Below are 21271 nucleotides of genomic sequence, written 5' to 3' on the forward strand. Positions count from 1 at the left end.
GTGCACTCGCGGCGGTGCCAGAAATGGATCAGGCTCTTCCACGCGCCCGGTCAAGGATCGCTTTCATATCCCGGACAGCTTCTTTGAGGCCACAAAATACCGCCCTGGCAATAATGGCGTGGCCAATATTCAGTTCATTGATACCCGGGATGGCGGCAACCCGCTCAGTATTGTGATAGTGCAACCCGTGGCCCGCGTTCACAATCAAGCCCTTTTTGCGGGCATAGGACACGGCCTCCGCCAGAATCTTGAAGGCGGTGTCCTGTGCCTCTGGACCAACCGCCTCAGCGTACTCACCCGTATGGAGTTCGATAACCGGTGCACCACAACGCACCGCTGCATCAATCTGTGCGCGATCCGGATCGATAAACAGAGATACTTCCGCACCCAGTCTGGCCAGTCGTTCGCAAGCGCTGGCAACACGACTTTCCTGGCCGTCCACGTCGAGCCCTCCTTCCGTCGTCAGCTCTTCCCGTTTTTCCGGAACCAGGCATACGCACTCGGGCCGCACTTTCTCGGCGAATTCCAGCATGGCGTCCGTAACGGCCATCTCGAGGTTCATTTTGGTTTGCAGCACTTCTTTGAGCAGCAACACATCGCGATCCTGGATGTGTCGACGGTCTTCCCTGGGGTGGATGGTTATGCCATCCGCACCGGCCTCTCCCGCCATTAGCGCAGCCTGTACCGGATCGGGGTAACGTGTTCCCCGGGCCTCACGTAAGGTGGCAATATGATCGATATTGACGCCAAGCAATACTCTAGGATTCATGTCGTTCTCCCCTGAGATGATTGAAAAGACTGCGACTGTTCAACGGACGCCCCTGAAGCAGGTAGTCTGTCAGTACGCGCATTACCCGCTTTGATATCCGGCGGCTTGCGACGCTTTCATAATCCCCGGCCGCAAGTGCCAGCAGCGTTTCTCCGGGCAAGTTCTGTAAACGCACACCAATCGAGACAGCAGCGACGATACCCTGCTCAGGATCATAGCAATAGCTTTGAGCAGCACTGACAGGCTGACCGGTATCCGTTGCCAGCGCCCAGGAAAAATCGAACCCAAGGGCGGCCGCAAACGCCTGCTCGAACTTTCGCAGTACCGGTTCAACATCGGATGTCTGTGCAAGCTGTGCCAGGGCTTCAATGTATGCGGCAAAAAGAGTCTGATGAGGATCCGCCTGGGGCAGCACCCGTTGTATCAGCTCATTCAAATACAAACCACTGTAAAGGGATAGGGTACGGTGCAAAGCTGGGCCGTCACGAACATCTATGTGAGTCAGGGTTTTCAGGTCGCCGCGCCCTACCCAGCCCAACATCAGGGGCTGAAAGGGTTGGAGCTGAGCCTTCAGTGGACTTTTACTGCCGCTGGCACCGCGGGCTATCACGCTCATACGGCCATGGTTCAGAGTAAAAAGATCAACCATGAGACTGGTTTCCCGCCACGGACGACGGTGAATCACATAGGCGGGTTCCTGCTGCGCTTCTCTTCTCATGGTGCCTCGGGGGGCATAATGGGCTCTGGCGTCAGAGGTCGTTCATGCCCAGGCTCTTGAGCGCACGGTCACTGTCGGCCCAGCCACGTTTTACCTTGACCCACAACTTGAGCATGACCTTGCTATCGAACATGCGCTCCATATCAGCTCGGGCGTCCTGACCGATGCTGCGCAGCCGATCGCCCTTATCACCAATCATGATTTTTTTCTGGCCTTCGCGCTCCACAAGAATCAACGCCGATATATGAAGGGTTTTACCATCATGTTTGAACTCTTCAATTTCCACGGCAACGGAATACGGCAGTTCGGCACCCAGTTGACGGGTGATTTTTTCACGCACCATCTCCGATGCCATGAAGCGTTCACTGCGATCGGTTATCTGATCATCGGGATAGAAATGAACACTCTCAGGCAGAAAACGACCAACTGTTTCCTCCAGCGGCTTCAGGTTAGTTTCCTTCAGCGCCGACATCGGAATAATTTCAGCAAATTCGCGCTTCCTGGAAAGCATGTCCAGGTGTGGCAGCAGGCTTTCCCGATTTTCAATCCGGTCAACCTTGTTCACCGCCAGAATAACGGGACATTCCAGCTTGCTCAGTTTCTCAAGCACCATCTCATCCGCCGTGGTCCAGGCAAGCTGATCCACCACGAATACCACCACGTCCACACCCGATAGCGCAGAGGTGGCAGCCTTGTTCATATAGCGGTTCAGGGCCCTGGGTTCCTCCAGGTGCATCCCGGGTGTATCCACATAGATTGCCTGCACCGGGCCCTCGGTTTTAATCCCGAGCACCTTGTGGCGAGTGGTTTGTGGTTTACGGGAGGTAATGCTCAGTTTCTGTCCCAGGATATGGTTCAGCAATGTCGACTTACCGACATTGGGGCGGCCAACAATGGCCACAAAACCGCAACGGCTGTCGGGGTTCTCCGGACGCGTAATATCGTTCATCAGGGTGTCTCCACGCCGAGTTGTTTCAGCGCGCTGCGTGCCGCTTCCTGCTCCGCCACGCGGCGACTGCTTCCGACTCCGCTAGTAGTTCGGTCCAGCGAAGACAACACACAAGACACATGAAATGTCTGGTTGTGAGCCTCTCCGTCTACAGATATAACTTCATACCGGGGCAGAGGGAACTGCCTCGACTGAAGATACTCCTGCAAGCGGGTCTTGGGATCTTTCTGGGTATCCTGCAGGTCCAACTGCTTCAGCCTGTGCTCAAACCATCGCAATATCTGTTCGCGGCAGGTCTCGAAATCGCTGTCGAGATAGATAGCGCCAATGATGGACTCTACCGCATCGGCAAGAATGGATTCACGGCGAAAGCCGCCACTCTTCAGCTCGCCTGAACCAAGCCGCATGTAGCTTCCCAGCTGGAATTCGCGGCCAATCTCGGCCAGCGTTACGCCCTTCACCATTCGTGCCCGCAAACGGCTCAGCTGGCCTTCCCGGGCTTTCTCAAAGTTCAGAAACAGATACTCGGCGATGACCATATTGACAATGGAGTCACCGAGAAATTCCAGCCGTTCGTTATTCTGGTTACCATAACTCCGATGCGTCAGCGCCAGCGTAAGCCGCTCTGGCGACTTGAACTGGTAGCCAATACATCGCTGTAACTGATCCAGGTCCGGCTGCGAACTCACTTGCCCTTCATCTCATATCTGTGCTGGAAGTGAACAACAGTGTCTATGTTGCGAAAGATGTTATTGCGAACTTCGTAATCCACATTGATCACGACAAGCTCACCGTCTTTTTCAACCGTAATATCTTTGGCATCAAAACCGCGAATATTGTTTACGCTGAGACGCTTGTTCATCAGGGTACGGATCTGAGCCGGCCCCATCCGGGACAAACCCTCGGTACCATCCAGGCCTTCCAACGCTTCCTGAATGGTGAGGTCGTCCATATACGCCGGCCCGACCTTGATAACCAAAGTAAGCAAACTGCCAAAAAACAGCACCATGACCAGAATGACAAGCGCCGAAGCACCACCCTGGCGGCTCATGGCGGATAGATTATTTTTCTTCATTACAACTGAACTCCAGAATAGTAAAAATTACTCAATTCCGCCCACCCGCTTGAAGGATGGCAGACTGGTTAAGGATTTCCAGTGCATCCAGATCGCAAAAGCCTTACCCACGACCAACTCGTCCGGAACCGTACCCCAGTATCGGCTGTCGTTGCTGTTGTCGCGGTTGTCGCCCATAACGAAATAGTGCCCCTCTGGCACCTGCCACTCGCCTTCGCCCGCAGCTCCCGGACGGCCCATGGTCAGGAAAATATCATGTTCCACTGTGCCCAGGTCTTCGCGGCGCACTTCTACCGGCGGCAGGCGCACAACAAACTCGCTGTCTATCTGCTCGTCGTTAATGAACAGCTGCTTGTTACGATAGCGAACTCTATCTCCCGGAAGGCCAATTACACGCTTGATATAATTGGTTTTTCCGTCTTCGGGATAACGGAACACCATTACATCACCCCGATCAGGATCGCCGACCTCCAGCACTTTGGTTCCGGCAACCGGTAAACGCAGCCCATAGGCGTACTTGTTGACCAGAATAAAGTCTCCGACTTCCAGCGTTGGCAGCATGGAGCCTGAAGGAATCTGGAAGGGCTCCACAAGAAACGACCGGAGGATCAACACAATGGCCAATACCGGAAAAAATGAACGGCTAAGGTCAACCAGATACGGCTCTTTAGGCTCTTCCTCATCATGAGCTGCATCATCAGGGAGCGCTGCAAGGCGACGCTTACGCAAAAACAGTATATCGGCTAGCCAGATCAGCCCTGACGCAAAGGTCAGAACAACCAGAACCAGTGGAAAATCAATATCCATCCAGATGCCTTTTAATTATCGACTTTCAACACGGCAAGAAACGCTTCCTGAGGCACTTCGACATTGCCCACCTGCTTCATGCGTTTTTTACCTTCCTTCTGCTTCTGGAGCAGTTTTTTCTTTCGGCTGACATCACCGCCGTAACATTTTGCGGTTACGTTTTTACGCAGTGCTTTCACACTGACCCTGGACACCACCTGATTTCCAATGGCAGCCTGAATGGCGATATCAAACATCTGCCGGGGGATCAGGTCTTTCATCTTCTCAATCAACTGACGCCCCTTGTAGTGGGACTGCTCTTTATGGACGATTAAAGCCAGGGCGTCCACGCGCTCACCGTTGATAAGCACATCGAGACGTACAAGATTTGCCTGCTGGAAGCGCACGAAGTGGTAATCCAGAGACGCAAACCCGCGACTGGCAGATTTGATCCGATCAAAGAAATCGAGCACCACTTCGGCCATCGGCAATTCGTAAGTCAGCTGCACCTGATTGGTCGTAAAGTGCATATTCTTCTGAACGCCCCGCTTCTCTTCACAAAGCGCAATTACATTACCCAGATGTTCCTGGGGTACAAGAATATTCGCTTCTACTATGGGTTCACGCATTTCCTCAATTGAGCCAATATCCGGCAACTTTGAGGGACTGTCCACCGACAGCGTCTCTCTTTGCTTGGTCAGCACCTCGTAAATAACCGTAGGTGCGGTCGTAATCAGATTGATATCGTATTCACGCTCGAGCCGCTCCTGAATAATCTCCATGTGCAGCATGCCGAGGAAACCACAGCGGAAACCAAAACCCAGGGCATCAGAACTCTCAGGCTCATAAAACAGCGAAGCGTCGTTCAAGGTGAGCTTTTCCAGCGCGTCGCGGAAATCGTTGTAGTCGTCAGCGCTTACCGGGAAGAGGCCTGCGTAAACCTGCGGCTGTACCTTCTTGAACCCCGGCAGCATTGGCGTTTCGGCAGCAAACTTGTGATGCACAATTGTGTCACCTACCGGAGCGCCGTGAATATCTTTGATACCGGCAACCACAAAACCCACATCACCGGCTTCCAATATGTTGGTGTCATAAGGCTTGGGGTTGAAAATCCCCACCTTGTCAGCGTTCCAGGCTTTCCCAGTAGATTTGATAACAATCTTGTCGCCCTTTCTCATAACGCCTTGGGTAACCCGGACAAGAGACACCACACCCAGATAGTTATCGAACCAGGAATCTATGATCAATGCCTGCAAGGGCTCCTTCCGATCGCCCTGAGGTGGTGGTACTTTCCTGATCAGGTCTTCCAGTACGTCTTCAACGCCCATTCCGCTCTTGGCCGAGCAACGTACCGCATCAGAAGCATCAATACCGATGATATCTTCTATCTCAGCAGCAACCCGCTCAGGCTCTGCCTGGGGCAGATCCATCTTGTTCAGGACGGGCACAACTTCCAGGCCCTGCTCGATGGCGGTATAGCAGTTGGCAACAGACTGGGCTTCCACTCCCTGGCCGGCATCCACTACCAGCAGTGCACCTTCACAGGCATAAAGCGAACGCGATACTTCATAGGAAAAATCGACATGACCGGGCGTATCGATAAAGTTCAGCTTGTATACTTCACCATCCTGCGCTGTGTAATGCAGCGTGACACATTGAGCCTTGATGGTGATGCCCCGTTCGCGCTCCAGATCCATGGAGTCCAGTACCTGCGCGGCCATTTCCCTGTCGGTCAGGCCTCCGCAAACCTGGATAAAGCGGTCTGCAAGCGTGGATTTTCCATGGTCAATGTGGGCGATAATGGAGAAGTTACGGATTCGGCTCAGTTCAGTCACAGACAATGAATACTCATAATAATACGGAGGATTGAGCCCGGAGAGACCACTACCAGCATCCGGGGCCGGCGTGATTTTACCGGTAACCGGCCGCCATTGCCATGATCAGCAACTAAGCGGCCGCTCATACTGCCGGATAAGAAAGCCAATCAGGGCGTCTTCATCCAACGGATAGCTGAACAGGTTGCCCTGGCACTGGGTGCAACCGGCGGACTTCAGGAAGCTCAGTTGTTGCGGCGTTTCTACACCTTCAGCGACCACGGTGAGGTGAAGTTTCTGCGCCAGCGCAATCACCGCAGAGGCCACGTCGGTTGCGCTGACATTGTAAGGAATATCGCGGATAAAGCGGTGGTCAATTTTTATCACATCAAGAGGGAGCTGCTGCAGAGAAACCAGGGAGCAGGAGCCAGCCCCGAAGTCGTCGAGTATCAGGCAAACACCAAGGTCATTGAGCGACACTAGAAGCTCACGAAGCATGCGCGGATCTTCGTTCAGCAACTCGACCGGCATTTCCAGCTCCAGCTTCTCAGGCGAAACCCCCGTCTCGGTAATTACCCTACGGACCATATCGAGAAAGCGGGAATCCGTGATCTGCATTACCGACAGGTTGACCGCCATTTTCAGCGCTTCAAAACCCGCCCGCTCCAGCGCCTGCACTTGAATACAGGCCTGGCGCAATGCCAACTCACCAAGACGCACAATCAGGCCGGTTTCTTCGGCCAGTCCGATAAACTGCTGCGCCGACACCAGGCCCTTTTCCGGATGGTGCCAGCGCAGGAAAGCTTCAACCCCAATCACCCGCCCGCTGATCAGATCTACCTTGGGCTGGTAATGCAGAACGAAGCGCTCACCTTCAAGGGCGCTCGCCAGCTCTTCTTGCTGGAGTAAGCGGCGAGCAGCTTTGATATTCATGGCAGGGGTAAAGAACTGATAAGTATTCCGCCCCATTTCCTTGGCCCGGTACATCGCCAGATCCGCATACTTCATCAAAGCGCCGGGGTCTTCGCTATCGTGAGGGATCATTGTGATACCGATGCTGACAGTAATGCCCACTTCATGGTCACTCAGGCGAATCCGCTGGCAGAGCCTTCGCAAAATAGTTTCCGCAACTTTGGAGACCGCTTCCGAACCAGCGACCTGTGACAGCAATACAACAAATTCATCACCCCCAAGCCTTGCCACTGAATCTTCTTCGCGCACACAGCCCTCAAGCCATTTGGCAACCTGGCACAAAAGCTCGTCGCCCGCGTCGTGGCCCAGTGTATCGTTAATACGCTTGAAGCCATCAAGATCAAGGAACATCAGCGCTGCCGGCTCGCCGCTTCTGCGGCTTCGGTGCACTACATTATTGAGGCGATCACGGAATAACTGGCGGTTGGCCAGCCCGGTAAGGGGATCGTAAAACGCAAGGCGGTGCAGCTCGGACTGGGCCGCTTTCAGCTGGGTCAAATCACGCAGGCTCAACACGATACCGTTAACCCCAGGGACTGTCAGCATAGCGGTAAAAGTGCCTTCCATGTCGCGCCAGCCGCCGTCAGCATCGCAGATGCGCGCCCGCACAACAGGCATCTGCTTGCCTGGCGCCTCCATGGCATCATCAAAGCCCTGCTTGAGCCTGGGCCAGTCGTCTTCATGCACAAGACTTTCCAGCGCCAACTCCTGAACTTCGTCAGGATCAAATCCCAGAATATCAAAACTGGACGGACTGGCATAAAGCGGCGTACCAAACTCATCCATAACCAGCGTAACGTTAGCCGCACCCTCAGTAATCGCGCGATAACGTCCGGCGCCGATTTGCGCCATAAGACGTGAATGAATCAATACCAGTGCCACAACAAAAAGTAGCAGACTGATGGCAATACCACTGCCAAGCACAATAGACGGGCGCGGATCGGACGCCAGATAGTCAAAGGCCGGCGTGGACCGGGTCTGCAACAACCAGTCCCGTCCGCCATGACTTACGGTCTGGCTCATTTCAAAACTGTATTCGTTATCCAGGGAACCAAGATTCGAGCCGTACATGAGGTTTTCACGGGCAACCACGCCGTTATCGTAAATACGAACATCGAGAAACGGAGAAATCAGGCCAATGATGCCATCGAGAAGGTTGTTCATACGGAATGCACTGAACACGAAGCCGGCCAGCATCATACGGCGCTCCGCTCGTATTTCCGGCACCTGTCCGCCCTGATAAACAGGGTAATACATGAGGAAGCTGGCCTGCCCCTCCTCCAGCTCTTCCTGGACCAGGACCACCTTGGCCGTTACCGTTGGAATCGCACGATCACGCGAACGTTCCATAGCCTTACGGTGAACGGGATCACTGAAAGCGTCATAACCCAAAGCCTTTCGATTGCTTTCGGTTCCGGGCTCGAGGTACACCATGGGGTAATAGAAAGGACCTGTTCCCAATGGCTTCACCAGATAATTGTAAACCCCTTCTTCACGCACCGAAGCAATGTGATCGGCCATCCCCCGCACTTCGATGCGCTCAACGTACCCGATGCCCTGAATACCCGGGTAATATCGGTTAATGTCGACCTTATGAACATATTCCCGCCATTGATCACGGGATACCTTACCCGCGACCGCGAAAAGTCCAGCACTGCCCGCCAGAACCTGTTCGTAGTTGAGCAAACGCTCCTCAATGGCGGTTTTCAATTGCAGGGACTGGGTTCGGAACCTCGCCTCCGTGCGGTCATCCACCAACCGGATGGAAAACTGCCAGGACGCGACGGTTACAATAATGGTTACGACCAAAAGCAGCCATGCAAGCCAGGCATTACGAGGGTTCAGCAGTTTCAGAAGGGGGAGATCCTTTGTGTTCATACCTGGCCTGATCCGTTCCGTGGCAGCTCTTTTTATTTCTGGAAGGCAGTATAACAAAAGCTCCGAAGTCTGTCGTTTCCAACACCAGGTTTCGGAGCTTTTCGTAACAATATGCTTCTTTTCAGGCAGCTACAATCAGGGTTTCATTACAAGATAAATTGCCCGACCCTGGCGAACTACCCGCACGGATACAGCTCGCCCCTCAGGCAGCGACCTGACCACCTGCCGGAAATCCTCGACCGATGCCACAGCCGTCCTGTTTATCTCAGTGATCACATCCCGGTCGCGAATACCTGCATCATAGGCTGGTCCTCTGCCGACACCGGTCACTATAACACCACCCGATACACCAATAGAGTCAGCCAGGTCCTGTGGCAAAGGCTCAACCGTCAGCCCCAGAGGCGCTGATGATGAGCTGCCAACAGAGGGCGACGTTTGCCGGGAACCACTTTCATCGGGCAGCTGGCCAATTTCGACATCCAGCGCGATTTCTTTCCCGCCACGCAGAACCGTTAGGCGGGCCGTCTCACCTACAGGCGTGCGGCCCACCATGGGTGGCAAGTCAGACGATAGCTGAATATCGTCGCCGTCGTACTCAAGAACGATATCTCCAGACTGCAAGCCGCCCTCCTCAGCCGGAGAGCCATTCATAACTTCTGCAATCAGCGCGCCCCGCGGACGCTTGAGGCCAAACGATTCGGCCAGATCACGGTTCACTTCCTGGATCAGCACGCCCAGCCAGCCGCGGGAGACAGTGCCTTTGTCTCGAATCTGCCGAAAAACACTCATGGCATCATCAATGGGAATAGCAAACGAAACCCCCATGAAACCACCGGAGCGCGTGTAAATCTGCGAGTTAATACCGATTACTTCGCCGTCAAGATTAAACAGCGGACCACCTGAGTTACCCGGATTTATGGCAACATCAGTCTGAATGAACGGCACGTAGTTTTCTGAGGGGAGCGAACGACCCAAGGCACTGACGATACCCGCCGTAACCGTGTAATCAAAACCAAACGGCGAGCCAATCGCAAACACCCACTCTCCCACCTTGAGATCTCTGGAGCGCCCTGTTTTTACAACCGGCAGATCGTCACCATTCTCGATTTTCAGAACAGCCATGTCCGAACGCGCATCTGTACCCACCAGAGTTGCGGGTAGCTCGCGGCGATCATTGAGCCGAACAATAATCTCATCCGCACCTTCGACCACATGATTATTGGTCAACACGTAACCATCTTTGGAGACGATGAAGCCCGAACCCATGGAACGCCGCGGCTGAGAGCTACCCGGCGCCCCACCGAAAGGGGACTGGGGGCCACGAAAGAACTCCTGGAAAAATTCCGGCAATTGATCCAGCTGCCGCTCATCAAAAGGCAAGCCGTGGAAGCGTGTATTACCAGTAGTGGCAGCACTGGTGGTGCTTATATTCACCACTGCACCTGCATTCTCCTCAACCAGGCCGGTGAAATCCGGCAAGCCACGGGCAGCACCTGCCTGACTCCAGGCCAGCATCATAAAAGCCACCAGCGTTAACAGCAAAGAAGCCGGCAACCCCTGAACGAGTGATGCCGGGGAAAAGCGGATAACCGCTGTTGTCATTCTCAGCATGTCAGAATCCCCTGAATATCATATTAGCGAGTCTGGATGAGAAACCACTCCGGCCGGGATACGGTTAACCCGGAGTAGCGTGGGTTCGTAGTTGCCGGTATTCCGGCTCTGCAAATGCCGGCTTAGGAAAAAGCCAAAAGCAAGCCCTGCAACGGCGCCCGACATGGCCGCAAAGTCACTGCCGCCGGACAGGTAGTGCCCGAACATACTGGCAGCTACCATCACTAAAAGGGGAAGCGCGTACACCAGCATAGAGGCACCCAGAAGCGCGCTTTCATCAATTCCGAGTGTTACCTCTTCGCCAACGCTGGCATTCACGGAATTAACGACCCGCACCTGGTTAGCCCGACCGCCCGTAGCTGACGCCAGAACCTTCTGCCCACAACCATTGCGTGCAGCACAGCTCTGACAAGCACTGGCGCGAATGGTCTGGACCCACGCGTGCTCGCCCGTCACGGCAACTACTTTGCCGGTCTCGGTGATCACTGCTCACCCGCACTCAGGGCAAACGTTTTTTCAATCTGTACCGACTCTGCAACTTGCCGGGCCGCTGCTGGTGGTATTTCGCCCACAACCGTTACAAGAAACATCTGCTTTCCACTCTGCAGCTGACGCATATAAATCGTTGTTGCACCGACACGGGAAGCACCGGTGGGCATGCTTACTCTTCCTGCGGGCTCCACGAACACAGAGAAGGCAGCCAGCCCATCAGAAAATGCAACGGTCTGCCCCTTCCCCGTAATAGGCGCTGCCGCAGGCTCAAAACCCTCAGGTCGCCAGTCGAGTTGCCACCCCTGCATGCGTGGCGTTTGGGCCGACTCCCCCTGCAAACCGGCACGCTGATCGGTATCGCTCAGAGTTCGAGAGACCTCGAGGCCTTCTGTACGAATCTCAAACTCACTGTCAGAAATATCGTCCGTAATCTCAAGACTGGTGAACTGAAAGTGCTCAAGCACCTCGCCGCTGGAAGAACGGACATGGCTTTTTACCAAAAGACCGGTGGACTTTTCCAGCCAGAGGCGATGGCTGTAACGATATTGGTCTTTGGCGGTCAGAGCGACAGTAACCACGTCGTAGCCAGCAATACGGTCTTCACCCTTTAGTTCAGCTCTATACCATCGGCTTACAGGGATAAGTTGACTGGCGAAAACCTCAGCAAAAGGCCCTGAAGGAATAACCTGATCCAGCTTTACCCGGCCCTGGTTCGGGAGCACGCAAACGACATTCACACCCCTGCGAACAATTTCTCCGCTGCCTCCATCCTGCAAAACCAGACGTTCCTCCACCATGCCATCATGGTAGCGATGGGCAATCTGCATGGAGTGCACACTGGCCCCCCTGGCATAGACAAAGACGCCGCGATAGGAGGTCATATTAAGGGCAGGCGCAAGCTTTTCAAGCCAGTAGACTGCTGTTTTTTCGCCAGCGACCGCATAGGCCGGCACGGCCAGCACCAATGCCAATGCGAGGAGTCCGCGCAATGACAGATCAGTCAGACACAGGCCAAAATAACGGGCTTTACTCATGAGCACCTTCATTACTTGATATCAGTATCCGCCATTAGCGCTAACAAGACGGGCATAGCCTACTGAACCCTGCCCGGCGCCTACACTGTTGTGCTGAGCGTGTTCCAGCAGATATCGGTTCATGTGTTCCCACTGTTTTTCATCGAGCCCCTGAAGGGCAACTTCCTGAACCGGCGCGACCTCGCCGACAGATTCTGCTCCCTGTCTCTGCTCTGAGGGCGCTGACGCCAGATCACCTGGAGAGGTTTCTCCAGAGTCCCAGCCAGCACCGGCACCAAAGCCTAACAGCATAGCAAAAGCAACCATGGCCACCGCCGGCCACTGCCAGTTGCGCGGCGCTTCCCGGGTCTGCGGTGCCGGCGACACCTGTGACCTGGTACGGCCGTCTAGCGCTTCACGCACTGCCGCACTTACATCAACACCCTCAGCCGGCGAATGGCCCCGGTGCATCAGGTCATGAATACCTTGCCATCGCTGCCACTGCGCATGCACATCGCCCTGTTCCTCGTGGGATAGCAGGCGCCGGACCGAAAGCTCATCGGCCTCATCGTCCATCATGGCCGACAGTGTTTCTCTGAGACGATCATCCATAGGATGCACCCTCAATTACGTCACGGAATGATTGAGCAAGGGTCCGAGATGCCTGTCAACGGCATCCCGGGCCCGGAATATACGCGAGCGCACGGTCCCGATGGGGCACTCCAGAATTCGCGCAATGTCTTCATAGCTGAGCCCGTCGTACTCTCGCAGCAGGAAGGCCGATCTCAGTTCCTCTGGCAAATTGGCTATCGCCTTTCTCAACTCGTTCTGAAGCTGATCACGCTGAAGTAAACGCTCAGGCGACGCAATGTCGCGTAAGCGCCTGCCGTCATCGTAGTTCTCTGCCTCAGCAGAATCAGCGCTGCCTTGCGGCCGGCGACTGCGAGATTCAAGATGATTTTTCGCGGTATTCACCGCAATGCGGTACAGCCAGGTATAGAAGGCACTGTCACCACGAAAGCGATCTATGGCCCGGTAAGCTTTGATGAACGCTTCCTGGGTAAGATCCATGACTTCCTGGCTATCGTAAACGTACCGACTGATGATTGAAGCGACCCTCGATTGGTATTTAACAACCAGAAGATCGAACGCTGCGCGGTCCCCGTTTCGCACTTTGCGAACGAGCTGCAGGTCGGTCTGGCTATCTGGTTGCTCAGCCTGTTTCTGGTCGTTATCGGGTACCATTGACGTTACGCCGGTGCGCTCTGTTTTCCTGGCCAGCTTTCCGGCCGTTACGAGTTTCTGGTGGTTCATGCTCACTGTCCGGCGCCCGTTTATGTAAACGACAACCCACCCCATCGGGCAGGTCATCCATCAGGCCAAATAGACAGCAAGCGCAAAGTTTAGTTCAATACACCTCTACATTATGGCCCGCGATACCGACCCGATGCCACAGTCCTACGAATACGATGTTCTTATTATCGGCAGCGGTGCTGCCGGCCTGACCGTTGCGCTTAACCTTCCGGAACACCTGAAGGTGGGTGTTGTCAGCAAGGCCGATATCAGCAGCGGCGCCACACTCTGGGCCCAGGGCGGCATAGCTGCTGTTCTGGACGACGAGGACTCCACTGAAAACCATGTGCAGGATACCCTGGCTGCAGGCGGCGGCTTGTGCAGCGAAGATGCTGTGCGATTTACCGTAGATCACAGCAAGGAAAGCATCGAGTGGCTAATCGGCACCGGCGTCGACTTTACCCGGGATACCGACGCCCAACTCCACCTCACCCGTGAAGGCGGTCACAGTCACCGCCGTATTATTCACGCAGCCGATGCCACGGGGCATGCAGTTTCAACGACATTGACTGCCCAGGCCCAGGCTCGTCCCAATGTTGAGCTCATGTCCGGGCGTGTTGCGGTCGATCTCATCACCAATCGCAAACTCGCCTTGCCGGGGAACCGTTGCGTAGGCGCCTACATACTGAATCTTGAAGATAACCACGTAGAACTTTTCCGGGCGCGCTTCACGGTCATCGCAACCGGCGGTGCATCCAAGGCGTATCGATACACCACCAATCCTGACGGCGCATCCGGTGATGGCATAGCTATGGCCTGGCGTGCAGGCTGTCGTGTTGGCAACATGGAATTCAACCAGTTCCACCCGACCTGTCTGTACCACCCTCATGCCAAGTCATTCCTGATCACCGAAGCGGTGCGAGGTGAAGGAGGTCTCCTGAAACTGCCCGATGGCTCGCGCTTTATGGATCGCTTTGACAAGCGTGGAGAACTCGCACCGCGGGACATAGTAGCCCGCGCAATAGACCACGAGATGAAGCGGCTGGGCGCCGATCATCTGTATCTGGACATAAGCCACAAACCAACAGATTTTATCCGACACCACTTCCCGACCATTTACGAAAAGTGTCTGGAGTTTGGCATCGACATTACCCGGGAACCCATTCCCGTAGTACCTGCGGCGCACTATACTTGTGGCGGCATAGTCAGCGATGAGCGGGCACGAACGGATATCAACCAGCTTTACGTTGTTGGCGAGGCCGGATTTACCGGGCTTCACGGAGCCAATCGCATGGCCAGCAACTCATTGTTGGAATGTTTGGTTTATGGCCGAGCAGCAGCCGCCGACATTGCGCGCAGGGAGGCAGACATTCCGCCTCCACCCGAAGCGCCGGCGTGGGATGAAAGCCAGGTGCGTGATTCTGATGAAGATGTAGTTATTTCTCACAACTGGGACGAGTTACGCCACTTCATGTGGGATTACGTGGGCATAGTTCGCACCACCAAACGCCTTCAGCGGGCGAAACACAGAGTGGATCTTCTGTCCGCCGAAATCGGCGAGTTTTACAACAATTACCGGGTAACCAATGATCTCCTGGAACTCAGGAACCTGGTAACCGTGTCTGATCTGATTATCTGCTCAGCGCTTCAACGCAAAGAAAGCCGGGGCCTGCATTACACCCTGGATTACCCGGGACTGCTGCACGAGGCCCGTGATACCGTGCTGACACCAACCACCTACAGAACACCTTCGCCGTAAAGAGAGCAATTATGCAAGACACTCAAGCAGAAAACCCGGAGTTCAAACGCCTCTGGTGGCATAGCCGCCGCGGCATGCTGGAACTGGATGTCCTGCTGGTTCCGTTTCTGGAGGAAGCCTACCTTGATCTGGATGAAGAAGATCAGGAGCGCTACAAGAAACTTCTGAGCTGCGAGGACGCCGATATGTTCGAATGGTTCATGCAACGCAGCCGCCCTGACGATGCAGACCTGCAACGTATCGTTGACATGATCCTTAATCGTGTCCAGCCGGATTGATCTGACACTCTCGCGCTGTGCTGCAGCTGGCTGCCTGGCCGCTGCACCATGGCTGACCGCCTTCACTTTCGCCCTGATTACTGGTACGGCCGGCAAGAACTGGATGTTCATATTAGCCCCACTGGCCCTCGCGGGCGCGATCTTTCAGTATCGATTAAATGGATTACTGGCAGGACCATCGGCCGTTCTCGGCCTTCACCAGGAACAGGGCACCCTCTATGCACGCCTTGGAAACGGGCGGATTCTGGCTGTGAACGCGAGTCCCGCAAGCCGTATCTGCTCAAATGTGGCACTCTTGAAACTGGAGCCCACCACCTCCACATCGTCTACTTACCCGGTTGTGTTACTCTCAGGAAAACGGATTGCGGGTAACGTATCCGAAGATCAGTTTCGTCGCCTGAGAATGCGGCTCCGACTGGGCCGCACCCAGCATTCATTTGAATAGTTTTCTGCCCGGAGTTTTCCCATGACTGGTACAGAAACACCTGTTTCAGCCACGCCCGTTTATACATCAGCCGAGATTCCGACGCCGGCCACAGGCCGCGCTCTATTGACCAACCGCATTCTGGTTCGCATCTCCGGGCCGGGCACTGACAAATTCCTGCAAGGCCAACTCAGCCAGAACCTTGAAGACGTCAAACTCGGCACATCACCGCGCGCCGCAGGCGCAACACCCAAGGGCCGCGCCTACTGCCTGACTCGCCTGGTACGTGATAGGGACGACGTTCTGATGGACCTCCCAGCCGAGCTGGCAGAACCCATCATGGCTCACCTGCGCAAATATATGATGCTGTTTCGCGGCACGTCTATGACAGTAGAGGATGAGGGGCAAATCATCGGTCTACTGGGCGATGAAGCCGCGTCGGCACTTGCCGGAGAAGAGATGCGTAAACTGGTATCGCCCGGGGATTCTCTCCCGCTCGATTCCGGCTTTCTGATCCGTACAGAAAATACAGCAGAAGGGCTGTCCCGATTTGAAGCCTGGCAACCCGTCGCAGGCGGTCTGAAGCTGGATTCCATTCCGGAGAAAACGCTTGCGGACTGGCAGGCATCCGAAATTGCGGCAGGCGTGCCGATGCTCAGTGCAGCCACCAGCGAATCCTACGTACCGCAGATGCTCAATTGGCAACATCTCGGCGGAGTGCATTTCAAAAAAGGCTGTTATACCGGCCAGGAAGTTATTGCCCGGATGCACTTTCTCGGACAACTCAAAAAGAGCCTGTTCCGCTTTCACATGGTGAATGCCAGCTCTGTACCCACACCGGGAACACTCATCATGGCAGGCGAACGATCAGTTGGCGAGGTCGTCAATGCAGTCGGGTTCAGTGATGGGTCTTGCCAGCTGCTTGCGGTGGTCCGACATGACAGCGCCCATGGCCAACTTATCGCTGAAGGCCAACCAGATGCCTTTTTGCAACTGCAGCCTTTGCCATATAGCGTTACCGAACGTGAAGATGGCGCAACCAACGATACATAAGTTGACAGGCAAGCCTGCGAAAATTTGCTATAAATAGATCTTATTATTCTGACCTTCGGGGTGTCAGGCCTGTGCAAATAAGCCTCTCCCGAACTGCCAAGCGGATCCTTATCGAGCCATGTCGAATATTGCCGAAACCATCAAAGCGGACCTTACTGCCGCGATTGAGAACGATAAACTGATACTCCCTACCCTGCCCGAAGCTGCGCTTCAGGTGCGCGAGATCGCCGAATCTGAAGACTCAGCCATTGGTGATCTGGTTAAGGTTATCAGCAATGATACGGCTCTCTCTGCACGCATTATCCGCGTTTGCAACAGCCCGCTTTTCCGGGGCAACCGAGCGATAGAGAACCTGAATATGGCAGTAAGCAGGCTTGGCATGGCTTACACCAGCAGCCTGGCCATGGGCCTGGCCATGCAGCAGATGTTCCAGGCAACCTCGGACATGATCGACAAGCGCCTGCGCGCAACCTGGCAAACCAGCACCGAAGTTGCGGGGGTTTGCCACGTACTGGCCCAGCACTACACAAAACTGAAACCGGATCAGGCCACCCTTGCCGGCCTGGTGCACCTGATTGGCGTACTGCCGATTTTGCGCTACGTGGAAGACGAAGATGTGCAGATCAGCAGCATAATGCTGGATAACGTTATTGAGCAGCTGCACCCTAGAATCGGAGCAGCCATTCTCAAAAAGTGGGACTTCCCGAAAGAACTGCAAAATGTTCCGCTGGAATACGCCAACTTCAAGAGAGAAATACCTTCAGCCGACTACGCCGACCTGGTTATGGTGGCTAACCTTCAGCTGATTGCAGGCTCTGAGCATAATTGGGCACAGATGGACTGGACTGCCATTTCAGCTTTCGATCGTCTTGGCCTTGATCCGAATATCGACATGAGCGAAGAAGAAGACCTGAACGCTCAAATGGAAGCTGCCATGGCCTTGCTTCAATAGCCGATATTCAGATCTGCCTTGGAGGGCAGCGCCCAGTTTACGGGCTCCTGCCCTTGCTCCTGGAGCCACTCATTGGCCCGGGAGAAGTGCTGGCAACCGAAGAATCCGCGGTAGGCGCTCAGGGGTGACGGATGCGGCCCCTCCAGCACCAAATGCTTGCTGCGATCAATGTACCGCCCCTTCTTCCGGGCATAACTACCCCAAAGCAGAAATACAACACCCTCACACTCGCGATTTACCGTTTCGATCACTCGGTCTGTAAACGTCTCCCAGCCTTTGCCCTGATGCGCACCAGCTTGACCCTGAACCACCGTAAGCACGCTGTTGAGCAGCAATACGCCCTGCTCCGCCCAAGGTTGCAGGCAACCGTGATCCGGCGGCACCATACCAAGGTCACTCTGGATTTCCTTGAATATGTTAACGAGCGATGGTGGCGTAGGAACGTCCGGTTTTACTGAAAAGCACAAGCCATGGGCTTGGCCGGGGCCGTGGTAGGGGTCCTGCCCGAGAATAACAACACGCACCTTTTCCAGAGGCGTGCTGTTCAAGGCATTAAAACAAAGGGAGCTCTCCGGGAAGAGAACCTTCCCGGCATCCTCTTCAGCAGCCAGAAACTCTGCCAGCACCTGCATGTAGGGCTGGCTAAATTCCGTTCCGAGGTGTTCTTTCCAGCCCCGGTCGGGCCTGAGATGGCTAGCCAGTACCTCAACCGGGTGCATGGTTATTCCTCCGACTTGGAGCTCTCAGCTTTATGCTCGGGGCGCATAGCCGGGAACAGGATTACGTCGCGAATGGATGGAGAATTGGTCAGCAGCATAGCCAGCCGATCAATGCCGATGCCCTCACCCGCCGTTGGTGGCAAGCCATACTCCAGCGCCATCACATAGTCTTCATCGTAGAACATAGCCTCGTCGTCGCCGGCATCTTTCTCGGCAACCTGAGCCTGGAAGCGCTCAGCCTGGTCTTCGGCATCGTTAAGCTCTGAAAAGCCGTTGGCGATCTCACGACCACCCACAAAAAACTCAAAGCGCTCGGTCACAAACGGGTTGCTGTCTTTGCAGCGCGCAAGCGGCGACACTTCTTTAGGGTATTCGGTGATGAACGTAGGCTGCATCAAGCGATGCTCTGCGGTCGCTTCAAAGATCTCGATTTGAATCTTGCCCAGACCCCAGCCGTTTTTCACGTGGATACCCAGATCCTTTGCAACCTGGCGCGCGGAAGATTCATCCGCTAATTGCTCGGCAGTGACATCCGGAGAGAAACGCAAGATGGCATCGACCACCGTCAAGCGCTCAAAAGGCTTGCCGAAGTCGTACTCGATGGACTCTTCTGTGCCATCGGCCAGCATCCGGGTATTCACCACCGTGGTGCTGCCCAGTACCTGCTCAGCAATTGTGCGCAGCATGTCTTCGGTAAGATCCATCAGATCGTTGTAATCGGCATATGCCTGATAGAATTCCACCATGGTAAATTCGGGATTATGACGGGTAGAAAGCCCTTCGTTCCGGAAGTTACGGTTTATCTCGAACACCCGCTCAAAGCCACCTACAACCAGGCGCTTCAGGTACAGTTCCGGCGCAATGCGCAGGTACATGTCCATACTAAGCGCATTGTGATGGGTAACAAACGGCCGCGCAGTTGCGCCACCGGGAATTACCTGCAACATGGGAGTTTCCACTTCCATGAAGTCGCGGTCAGCAAAAAACTGGCGCATGGCGGTAATGATTTTAGAGCGGGCCAGGAATACCCGGCGACTGTCCTCGTTCACCATCAAATCCACGTACCGCTGACGATAACGGGCTTCAGTATCGGTCAGGCCTTTGTGCTTCTCCGGCAGCGGACGCAGAGACTTGGTGAGCAAAACATACTCATCCATGGTCACATACAGATCGCCCTTGCCGGATTTGCACAAGGTACCCCGCACACCCACGATATCACCCAGATCCCAGTGCTTGGTGTCTTTCTGCACGTCTTTAGTGGCATAAATCTGCATGCGGCCGGTCATGTCCTGGACCACCTTGAATGCCTTACGGTCAAGCATCATACGGCCCGCGATGGCCGCCTTGATCCCCAAAGACTCCAGCTCTTCCTTGCTATATTCACCGTATTTAGCCTGCAATTCTGCTGCAGTGACATCACGACGGAAGTCATTGGGGAACGGATTGCCACCTTCACGCAGCTCTGCCAGCTTGGCACGGCGCTCAGCAATCAGCCTGTTGTCCTCTTGCGGTGCATTCTTGGTGTGTTCAGTCATGTTGGCTCACTAAAAAATCAGGGGTGTCCGGGTTGGCGTGGTAATGGCGCTGGTTACAGCGCCATTTTCAGGCTGGCTTCAATAAACTTGTCGATATCACCATCCAACACCGCCTGGGTGTTGCTGGTTTCAACCTTGGTACGCAAATCCTTGATGCGGCCATCATCCAGAACGTAAGAACGAATCTGGCTACCCCATCCAATGTCAGACTTTGCATCCTCGGCCTTTTGCTTCTCGGCATTACGCTCCAGCATCTCACGCTCATAAAGCTTTGCCTTAAGCTGCTTCATGGCCTGATCCTTGTTCTGATGCTGGCTTCGACCGGCCTGACAGGCCACAACAACGCCCGTAGGGTTGTGGGTCAGACGCACCGCAGATTCTGTCCGGTTAACGTGCTGACCACCGGCGCCAGAGGCACGGTAAACATCCACTCGAAGATCTGCAGGATTGATTTCAATCTCGAAACTGTCATCCACTTCGGGCGACACAAACACCGAAGAAAAAGAAGTGTGGCGACGGTTGCCGGAATCGAACGGCGACTTGCGAACCAGACGATGAACGCCGGTCTCAGTGCGCGCCCAACCGAACGCGTACTCGCCCTGAATATGGATGGTGGCACTCTTCACACCCGCCACATCACCTTCTTGCAATTCTACAATCTCTGTCTTGAAGCCACGACTCTCAGCCCAGCGCAGGTACATGCGCAGAAGCATATTCGCCCAGTCCTGTGCCTCAGTGCCGCCAGACCCTGCCTGAATTTCCAGGTAGGCACTGTTGGCGTCCATCTCGCCGGAAAACATGCGCCGGAACTCAAGCTTTTCGAGTTTGACATCGAGAGTCTGAAGATCGGATTCGATCTCGGTTACCGTATCTGCATCGTCTTCCTCTACAGCCATTTCCAGCAGGCTTTCTGCATCGGAAAGACCGGTTGTAAGGTTGTCGATGGTACTGACAATCAGATCAAGATCAGAACGCTCTTTACCCAGCGCCTGCGCGCGCTCTGGATCATCCCACACAGTGGGCATTTCCATCTCACGCTCTACTTCTACTAGCCGCTCACTACGCTGATCGTAGTCAAAGATACCCCCTGAGCGCTTCAGTACGCTCACGAAGCTCTTTAATCTTCGTCACAATGGGATTAACTTCCATAAGAACACTACTCAATGTTGGAAAATGATGCG

General features: G+C 54.7%; 21 protein-coding genes. 5 read left to right on the forward strand and 16 right to left on the reverse strand.

What is annotated here, in order from left to right; translation table 11 throughout:
- Nucleotides 1–28: 28 nt before the first annotated feature.
- The 13 genes from pdxJ to rpoE all read right to left on the reverse strand — a co-directional run bounded on the left by pdxJ (nt 29) and on the right by rpoE (nt 13322).
- On the reverse strand, nt 29–769 hold the full coding sequence (gene pdxJ / locus Q4501_RS02890; RefSeq protein ID WP_303594008.1) for a pyridoxine 5'-phosphate synthase: 741 nt from the start codon (nt 767–769) through the stop codon (nt 29–31).
- Nucleotides 759–1487: a DNA repair protein RecO gene (gene recO / locus Q4501_RS02895; protein WP_303594009.1), complete on the reverse strand. Its 729-nt coding sequence runs from the start codon at nt 1485–1487 to the stop codon at nt 759–761. Before recO ends, pdxJ begins: the two co-directional genes overlap by 11 nt.
- Nucleotides 1488–1518: 31 nt before the next feature.
- Nucleotides 1519–2436: a GTPase Era gene (era, locus tag Q4501_RS02900; protein ID WP_303594011.1), complete on the reverse strand. Its 918-nt coding sequence runs from the start codon at nt 2434–2436 to the stop codon at nt 1519–1521.
- Complete coding sequence (gene rnc / locus Q4501_RS02905) at nt 2436–3125, reverse strand: ribonuclease III (RefSeq protein WP_303594013.1); 690 nt, start codon at nt 3123–3125, stop codon at nt 2436–2438. Before rnc ends, era begins: the two co-directional genes overlap by 1 nt.
- Nucleotides 3122–3511, reverse strand: a complete 390-nt coding sequence (locus tag Q4501_RS02910; RefSeq protein ID WP_303594015.1) for a DUF4845 domain-containing protein — start codon at nt 3509–3511, stop codon at nt 3122–3124. Before Q4501_RS02910 ends, rnc begins: the two co-directional genes overlap by 4 nt.
- Nucleotides 3512–3538: 27 nt before the next feature.
- Nucleotides 3539–4318: a signal peptidase I gene (lepB, locus tag Q4501_RS02915; protein ID WP_303594017.1), complete on the reverse strand. Its 780-nt coding sequence runs from the start codon at nt 4316–4318 to the stop codon at nt 3539–3541.
- 11 nt (nt 4319–4329) lie between these two features.
- The gene (gene lepA / locus Q4501_RS02920; RefSeq protein ID WP_303594019.1) at nt 4330–6132 is read right to left on the reverse strand and encodes a translation elongation factor 4; all 1803 of its coding nucleotides are present in this window, start codon (nt 6130–6132) and stop codon (nt 4330–4332) included.
- Nucleotides 6133–6237: 105 nt separating this feature from the next.
- A complete protein-coding gene (locus Q4501_RS02925; RefSeq protein WP_303594021.1) occupies nt 6238–8961 on the reverse strand; it encodes an EAL domain-containing protein in 2724 nt (907 codons plus the stop codon).
- Between the two features lie 135 nt (nt 8962–9096).
- On the reverse strand, nt 9097–10479 hold the full coding sequence (locus Q4501_RS02930; RefSeq protein WP_303594354.1) for a DegQ family serine endoprotease: 1383 nt from the start codon (nt 10477–10479) through the stop codon (nt 9097–9099).
- A gap of 111 nt (nt 10480–10590) precedes the next feature.
- Nucleotides 10591–11058 (reverse strand): SoxR reducing system RseC family protein, encoded by a 468-nt coding sequence (locus Q4501_RS02935; RefSeq protein ID WP_303594023.1) that lies wholly within the window; start codon nt 11056–11058, stop codon nt 10591–10593.
- Nucleotides 11055–12098 carry a MucB/RseB C-terminal domain-containing protein gene (locus Q4501_RS02940; protein ID WP_303594025.1) on the reverse strand — a complete coding sequence of 348 codons (1044 nt, stop codon included), beginning with the start codon at nt 12096–12098 and terminating at the stop codon, nt 11055–11057. The genes Q4501_RS02935 and Q4501_RS02940 overlap by 4 nt, the downstream gene beginning before the upstream one ends.
- Before the next feature lie 21 nt (nt 12099–12119).
- Entirely contained in the window at nt 12120–12689 is a 570-nt protein-coding gene (locus Q4501_RS02945; RefSeq protein ID WP_303594027.1) for a sigma-E factor negative regulatory protein, read from the reverse strand.
- Nucleotides 12690–12704: 15 nt separating this feature from the next.
- Nucleotides 12705–13322 carry an RNA polymerase sigma factor RpoE gene (gene rpoE / locus Q4501_RS02950; RefSeq protein WP_303594355.1) on the reverse strand — a complete coding sequence of 206 codons (618 nt, stop codon included), beginning with the start codon at nt 13320–13322 and terminating at the stop codon, nt 12705–12707.
- 202 nt (nt 13323–13524) lie between these two features.
- On the opposite strand from rpoE, the gene nadB reads away from it, so the two are divergent.
- From nadB to Q4501_RS02975, 5 genes are all read left to right on the forward strand, one after another.
- The gene (gene nadB / locus Q4501_RS02955) at nt 13525–15129 is read left to right on the forward strand and encodes an L-aspartate oxidase (protein WP_303594028.1); all 1605 of its coding nucleotides are present in this window, start codon (nt 13525–13527) and stop codon (nt 15127–15129) included.
- A gap of 11 nt (nt 15130–15140) precedes the next feature.
- Entirely contained in the window at nt 15141–15407 is a 267-nt protein-coding gene (locus Q4501_RS02960) for a succinate dehydrogenase assembly factor 2 (RefSeq protein WP_303594029.1), read from the forward strand.
- Nucleotides 15391–15852 (forward strand): hypothetical protein, encoded by a 462-nt coding sequence (locus tag Q4501_RS02965; protein ID WP_303594030.1) that lies wholly within the window; start codon nt 15391–15393, stop codon nt 15850–15852. Before Q4501_RS02960 ends, Q4501_RS02965 begins: the two co-directional genes overlap by 17 nt.
- A 21-nt stretch (nt 15853–15873) precedes the next feature.
- Nucleotides 15874–16884 (forward strand): folate-binding protein YgfZ, encoded by a 1011-nt coding sequence (locus tag Q4501_RS02970; RefSeq protein WP_303594032.1) that lies wholly within the window; start codon nt 15874–15876, stop codon nt 16882–16884.
- A 118-nt stretch (nt 16885–17002) separates the two neighbouring features.
- Nucleotides 17003–17836, forward strand: a complete 834-nt coding sequence (locus Q4501_RS02975; RefSeq protein ID WP_303594034.1) for an HDOD domain-containing protein — start codon at nt 17003–17005, stop codon at nt 17834–17836.
- Here Q4501_RS02975 and ung read toward each other — a convergent pair.
- The 3 genes from ung to prfB form a co-directional block, all read right to left on the reverse strand.
- Nucleotides 17830–18555: a uracil-DNA glycosylase gene (gene ung, locus Q4501_RS02980; RefSeq protein WP_303594036.1), complete on the reverse strand. Its 726-nt coding sequence runs from the start codon at nt 18553–18555 to the stop codon at nt 17830–17832. The two genes, Q4501_RS02975 and ung, sit on opposite strands and share 7 nt — an antisense overlap.
- Nucleotides 18556–18557: 2 nt before the next feature.
- A complete protein-coding gene (lysS, locus tag Q4501_RS02985) occupies nt 18558–20090 on the reverse strand; it encodes a lysine--tRNA ligase (protein WP_303594038.1) in 1533 nt (510 codons plus the stop codon).
- 53 nt (nt 20091–20143) lie between these two features.
- Nucleotides 20144–21239 (reverse strand): peptide chain release factor 2 gene (gene prfB, locus Q4501_RS02990; RefSeq protein ID WP_303594039.1). Its coding sequence is split into 2 segments (ribosomal slippage): nt 20144–21166 and nt 21168–21239, totalling 1095 coding nucleotides; the frame shifts between segments, so codons are not numbered across the junction.
- Between the last annotated feature and the right edge of the window lie 32 nt (nt 21240–21271).

It is taken from the genome of Marinobacter sp. 2_MG-2023 (genome assembly GCF_030546935.1).
Taxonomy (GTDB): Bacteria; Pseudomonadota; Gammaproteobacteria; order Pseudomonadales; family Oleiphilaceae; genus Marinobacter.

Excerpts from the sequence above, each read along its gene's own strand:
- pdxJ (WP_303594008.1), bottom strand. The coding sequence starts at position 769 with ATGAATCCTAGAGTATTGCTTGGCGTCAATATCGATCATATTGCCACC.
- recO (WP_303594009.1), bottom strand. The coding sequence starts at position 1,487 with ATGAGAAGAGAAGCGCAGCAGGAACCCGCCTATGTGATTCACCGTCGT.
- era (WP_303594011.1), bottom strand. The coding sequence starts at position 2,436 with ATGAACGATATTACGCGTCCGGAGAACCCCGACAGCCGTTGCGGTTTT.
- Q4501_RS02910 (WP_303594015.1), bottom strand. The coding sequence starts at position 3,511 with ATGAAGAAAAATAATCTATCCGCCATGAGCCGCCAGGGTGGTGCTTCG.
- lepB (WP_303594017.1), bottom strand. The coding sequence starts at position 4,318 with ATGGATATTGATTTTCCACTGGTTCTGGTTGTTCTGACCTTTGCGTCA.
- Q4501_RS02925 (WP_303594021.1), bottom strand. The coding sequence starts at position 8,961 with ATGAACACAAAGGATCTCCCCCTTCTGAAACTGCTGAACCCTCGTAAT.
- Q4501_RS02930 (WP_303594354.1), bottom strand. The coding sequence starts at position 10,479 with ATGATGCTGGCCTGGAGTCAGGCAGGTGCTGCCCGTGGCTTGCCGGAT.
- Q4501_RS02940 (WP_303594025.1), bottom strand. The coding sequence starts at position 12,098 with ATGAGTAAAGCCCGTTATTTTGGCCTGTGTCTGACTGATCTGTCATTG.
- Q4501_RS02945 (WP_303594027.1), bottom strand. The coding sequence starts at position 12,689 with ATGGATGATCGTCTCAGAGAAACACTGTCGGCCATGATGGACGATGAG.
- rpoE (WP_303594355.1), bottom strand. The coding sequence starts at position 13,322 with ATGGTACCCGATAACGACCAGAAACAGGCTGAGCAACCAGATAGCCAG.
- nadB (WP_303594028.1), top strand. The coding sequence starts at position 13,525 with ATGCCACAGTCCTACGAATACGATGTTCTTATTATCGGCAGCGGTGCT.
- Q4501_RS02960 (WP_303594029.1), top strand. The coding sequence starts at position 15,141 with ATGCAAGACACTCAAGCAGAAAACCCGGAGTTCAAACGCCTCTGGTGG.
- Q4501_RS02970 (WP_303594032.1), top strand. The coding sequence starts at position 15,874 with ATGACTGGTACAGAAACACCTGTTTCAGCCACGCCCGTTTATACATCA.
- Q4501_RS02975 (WP_303594034.1), top strand. The coding sequence starts at position 17,003 with ATGTCGAATATTGCCGAAACCATCAAAGCGGACCTTACTGCCGCGATT.
- ung (WP_303594036.1), bottom strand. The coding sequence starts at position 18,555 with ATGCACCCGGTTGAGGTACTGGCTAGCCATCTCAGGCCCGACCGGGGC.
- lysS (WP_303594038.1), bottom strand. The coding sequence starts at position 20,090 with ATGACTGAACACACCAAGAATGCACCGCAAGAGGACAACAGGCTGATT.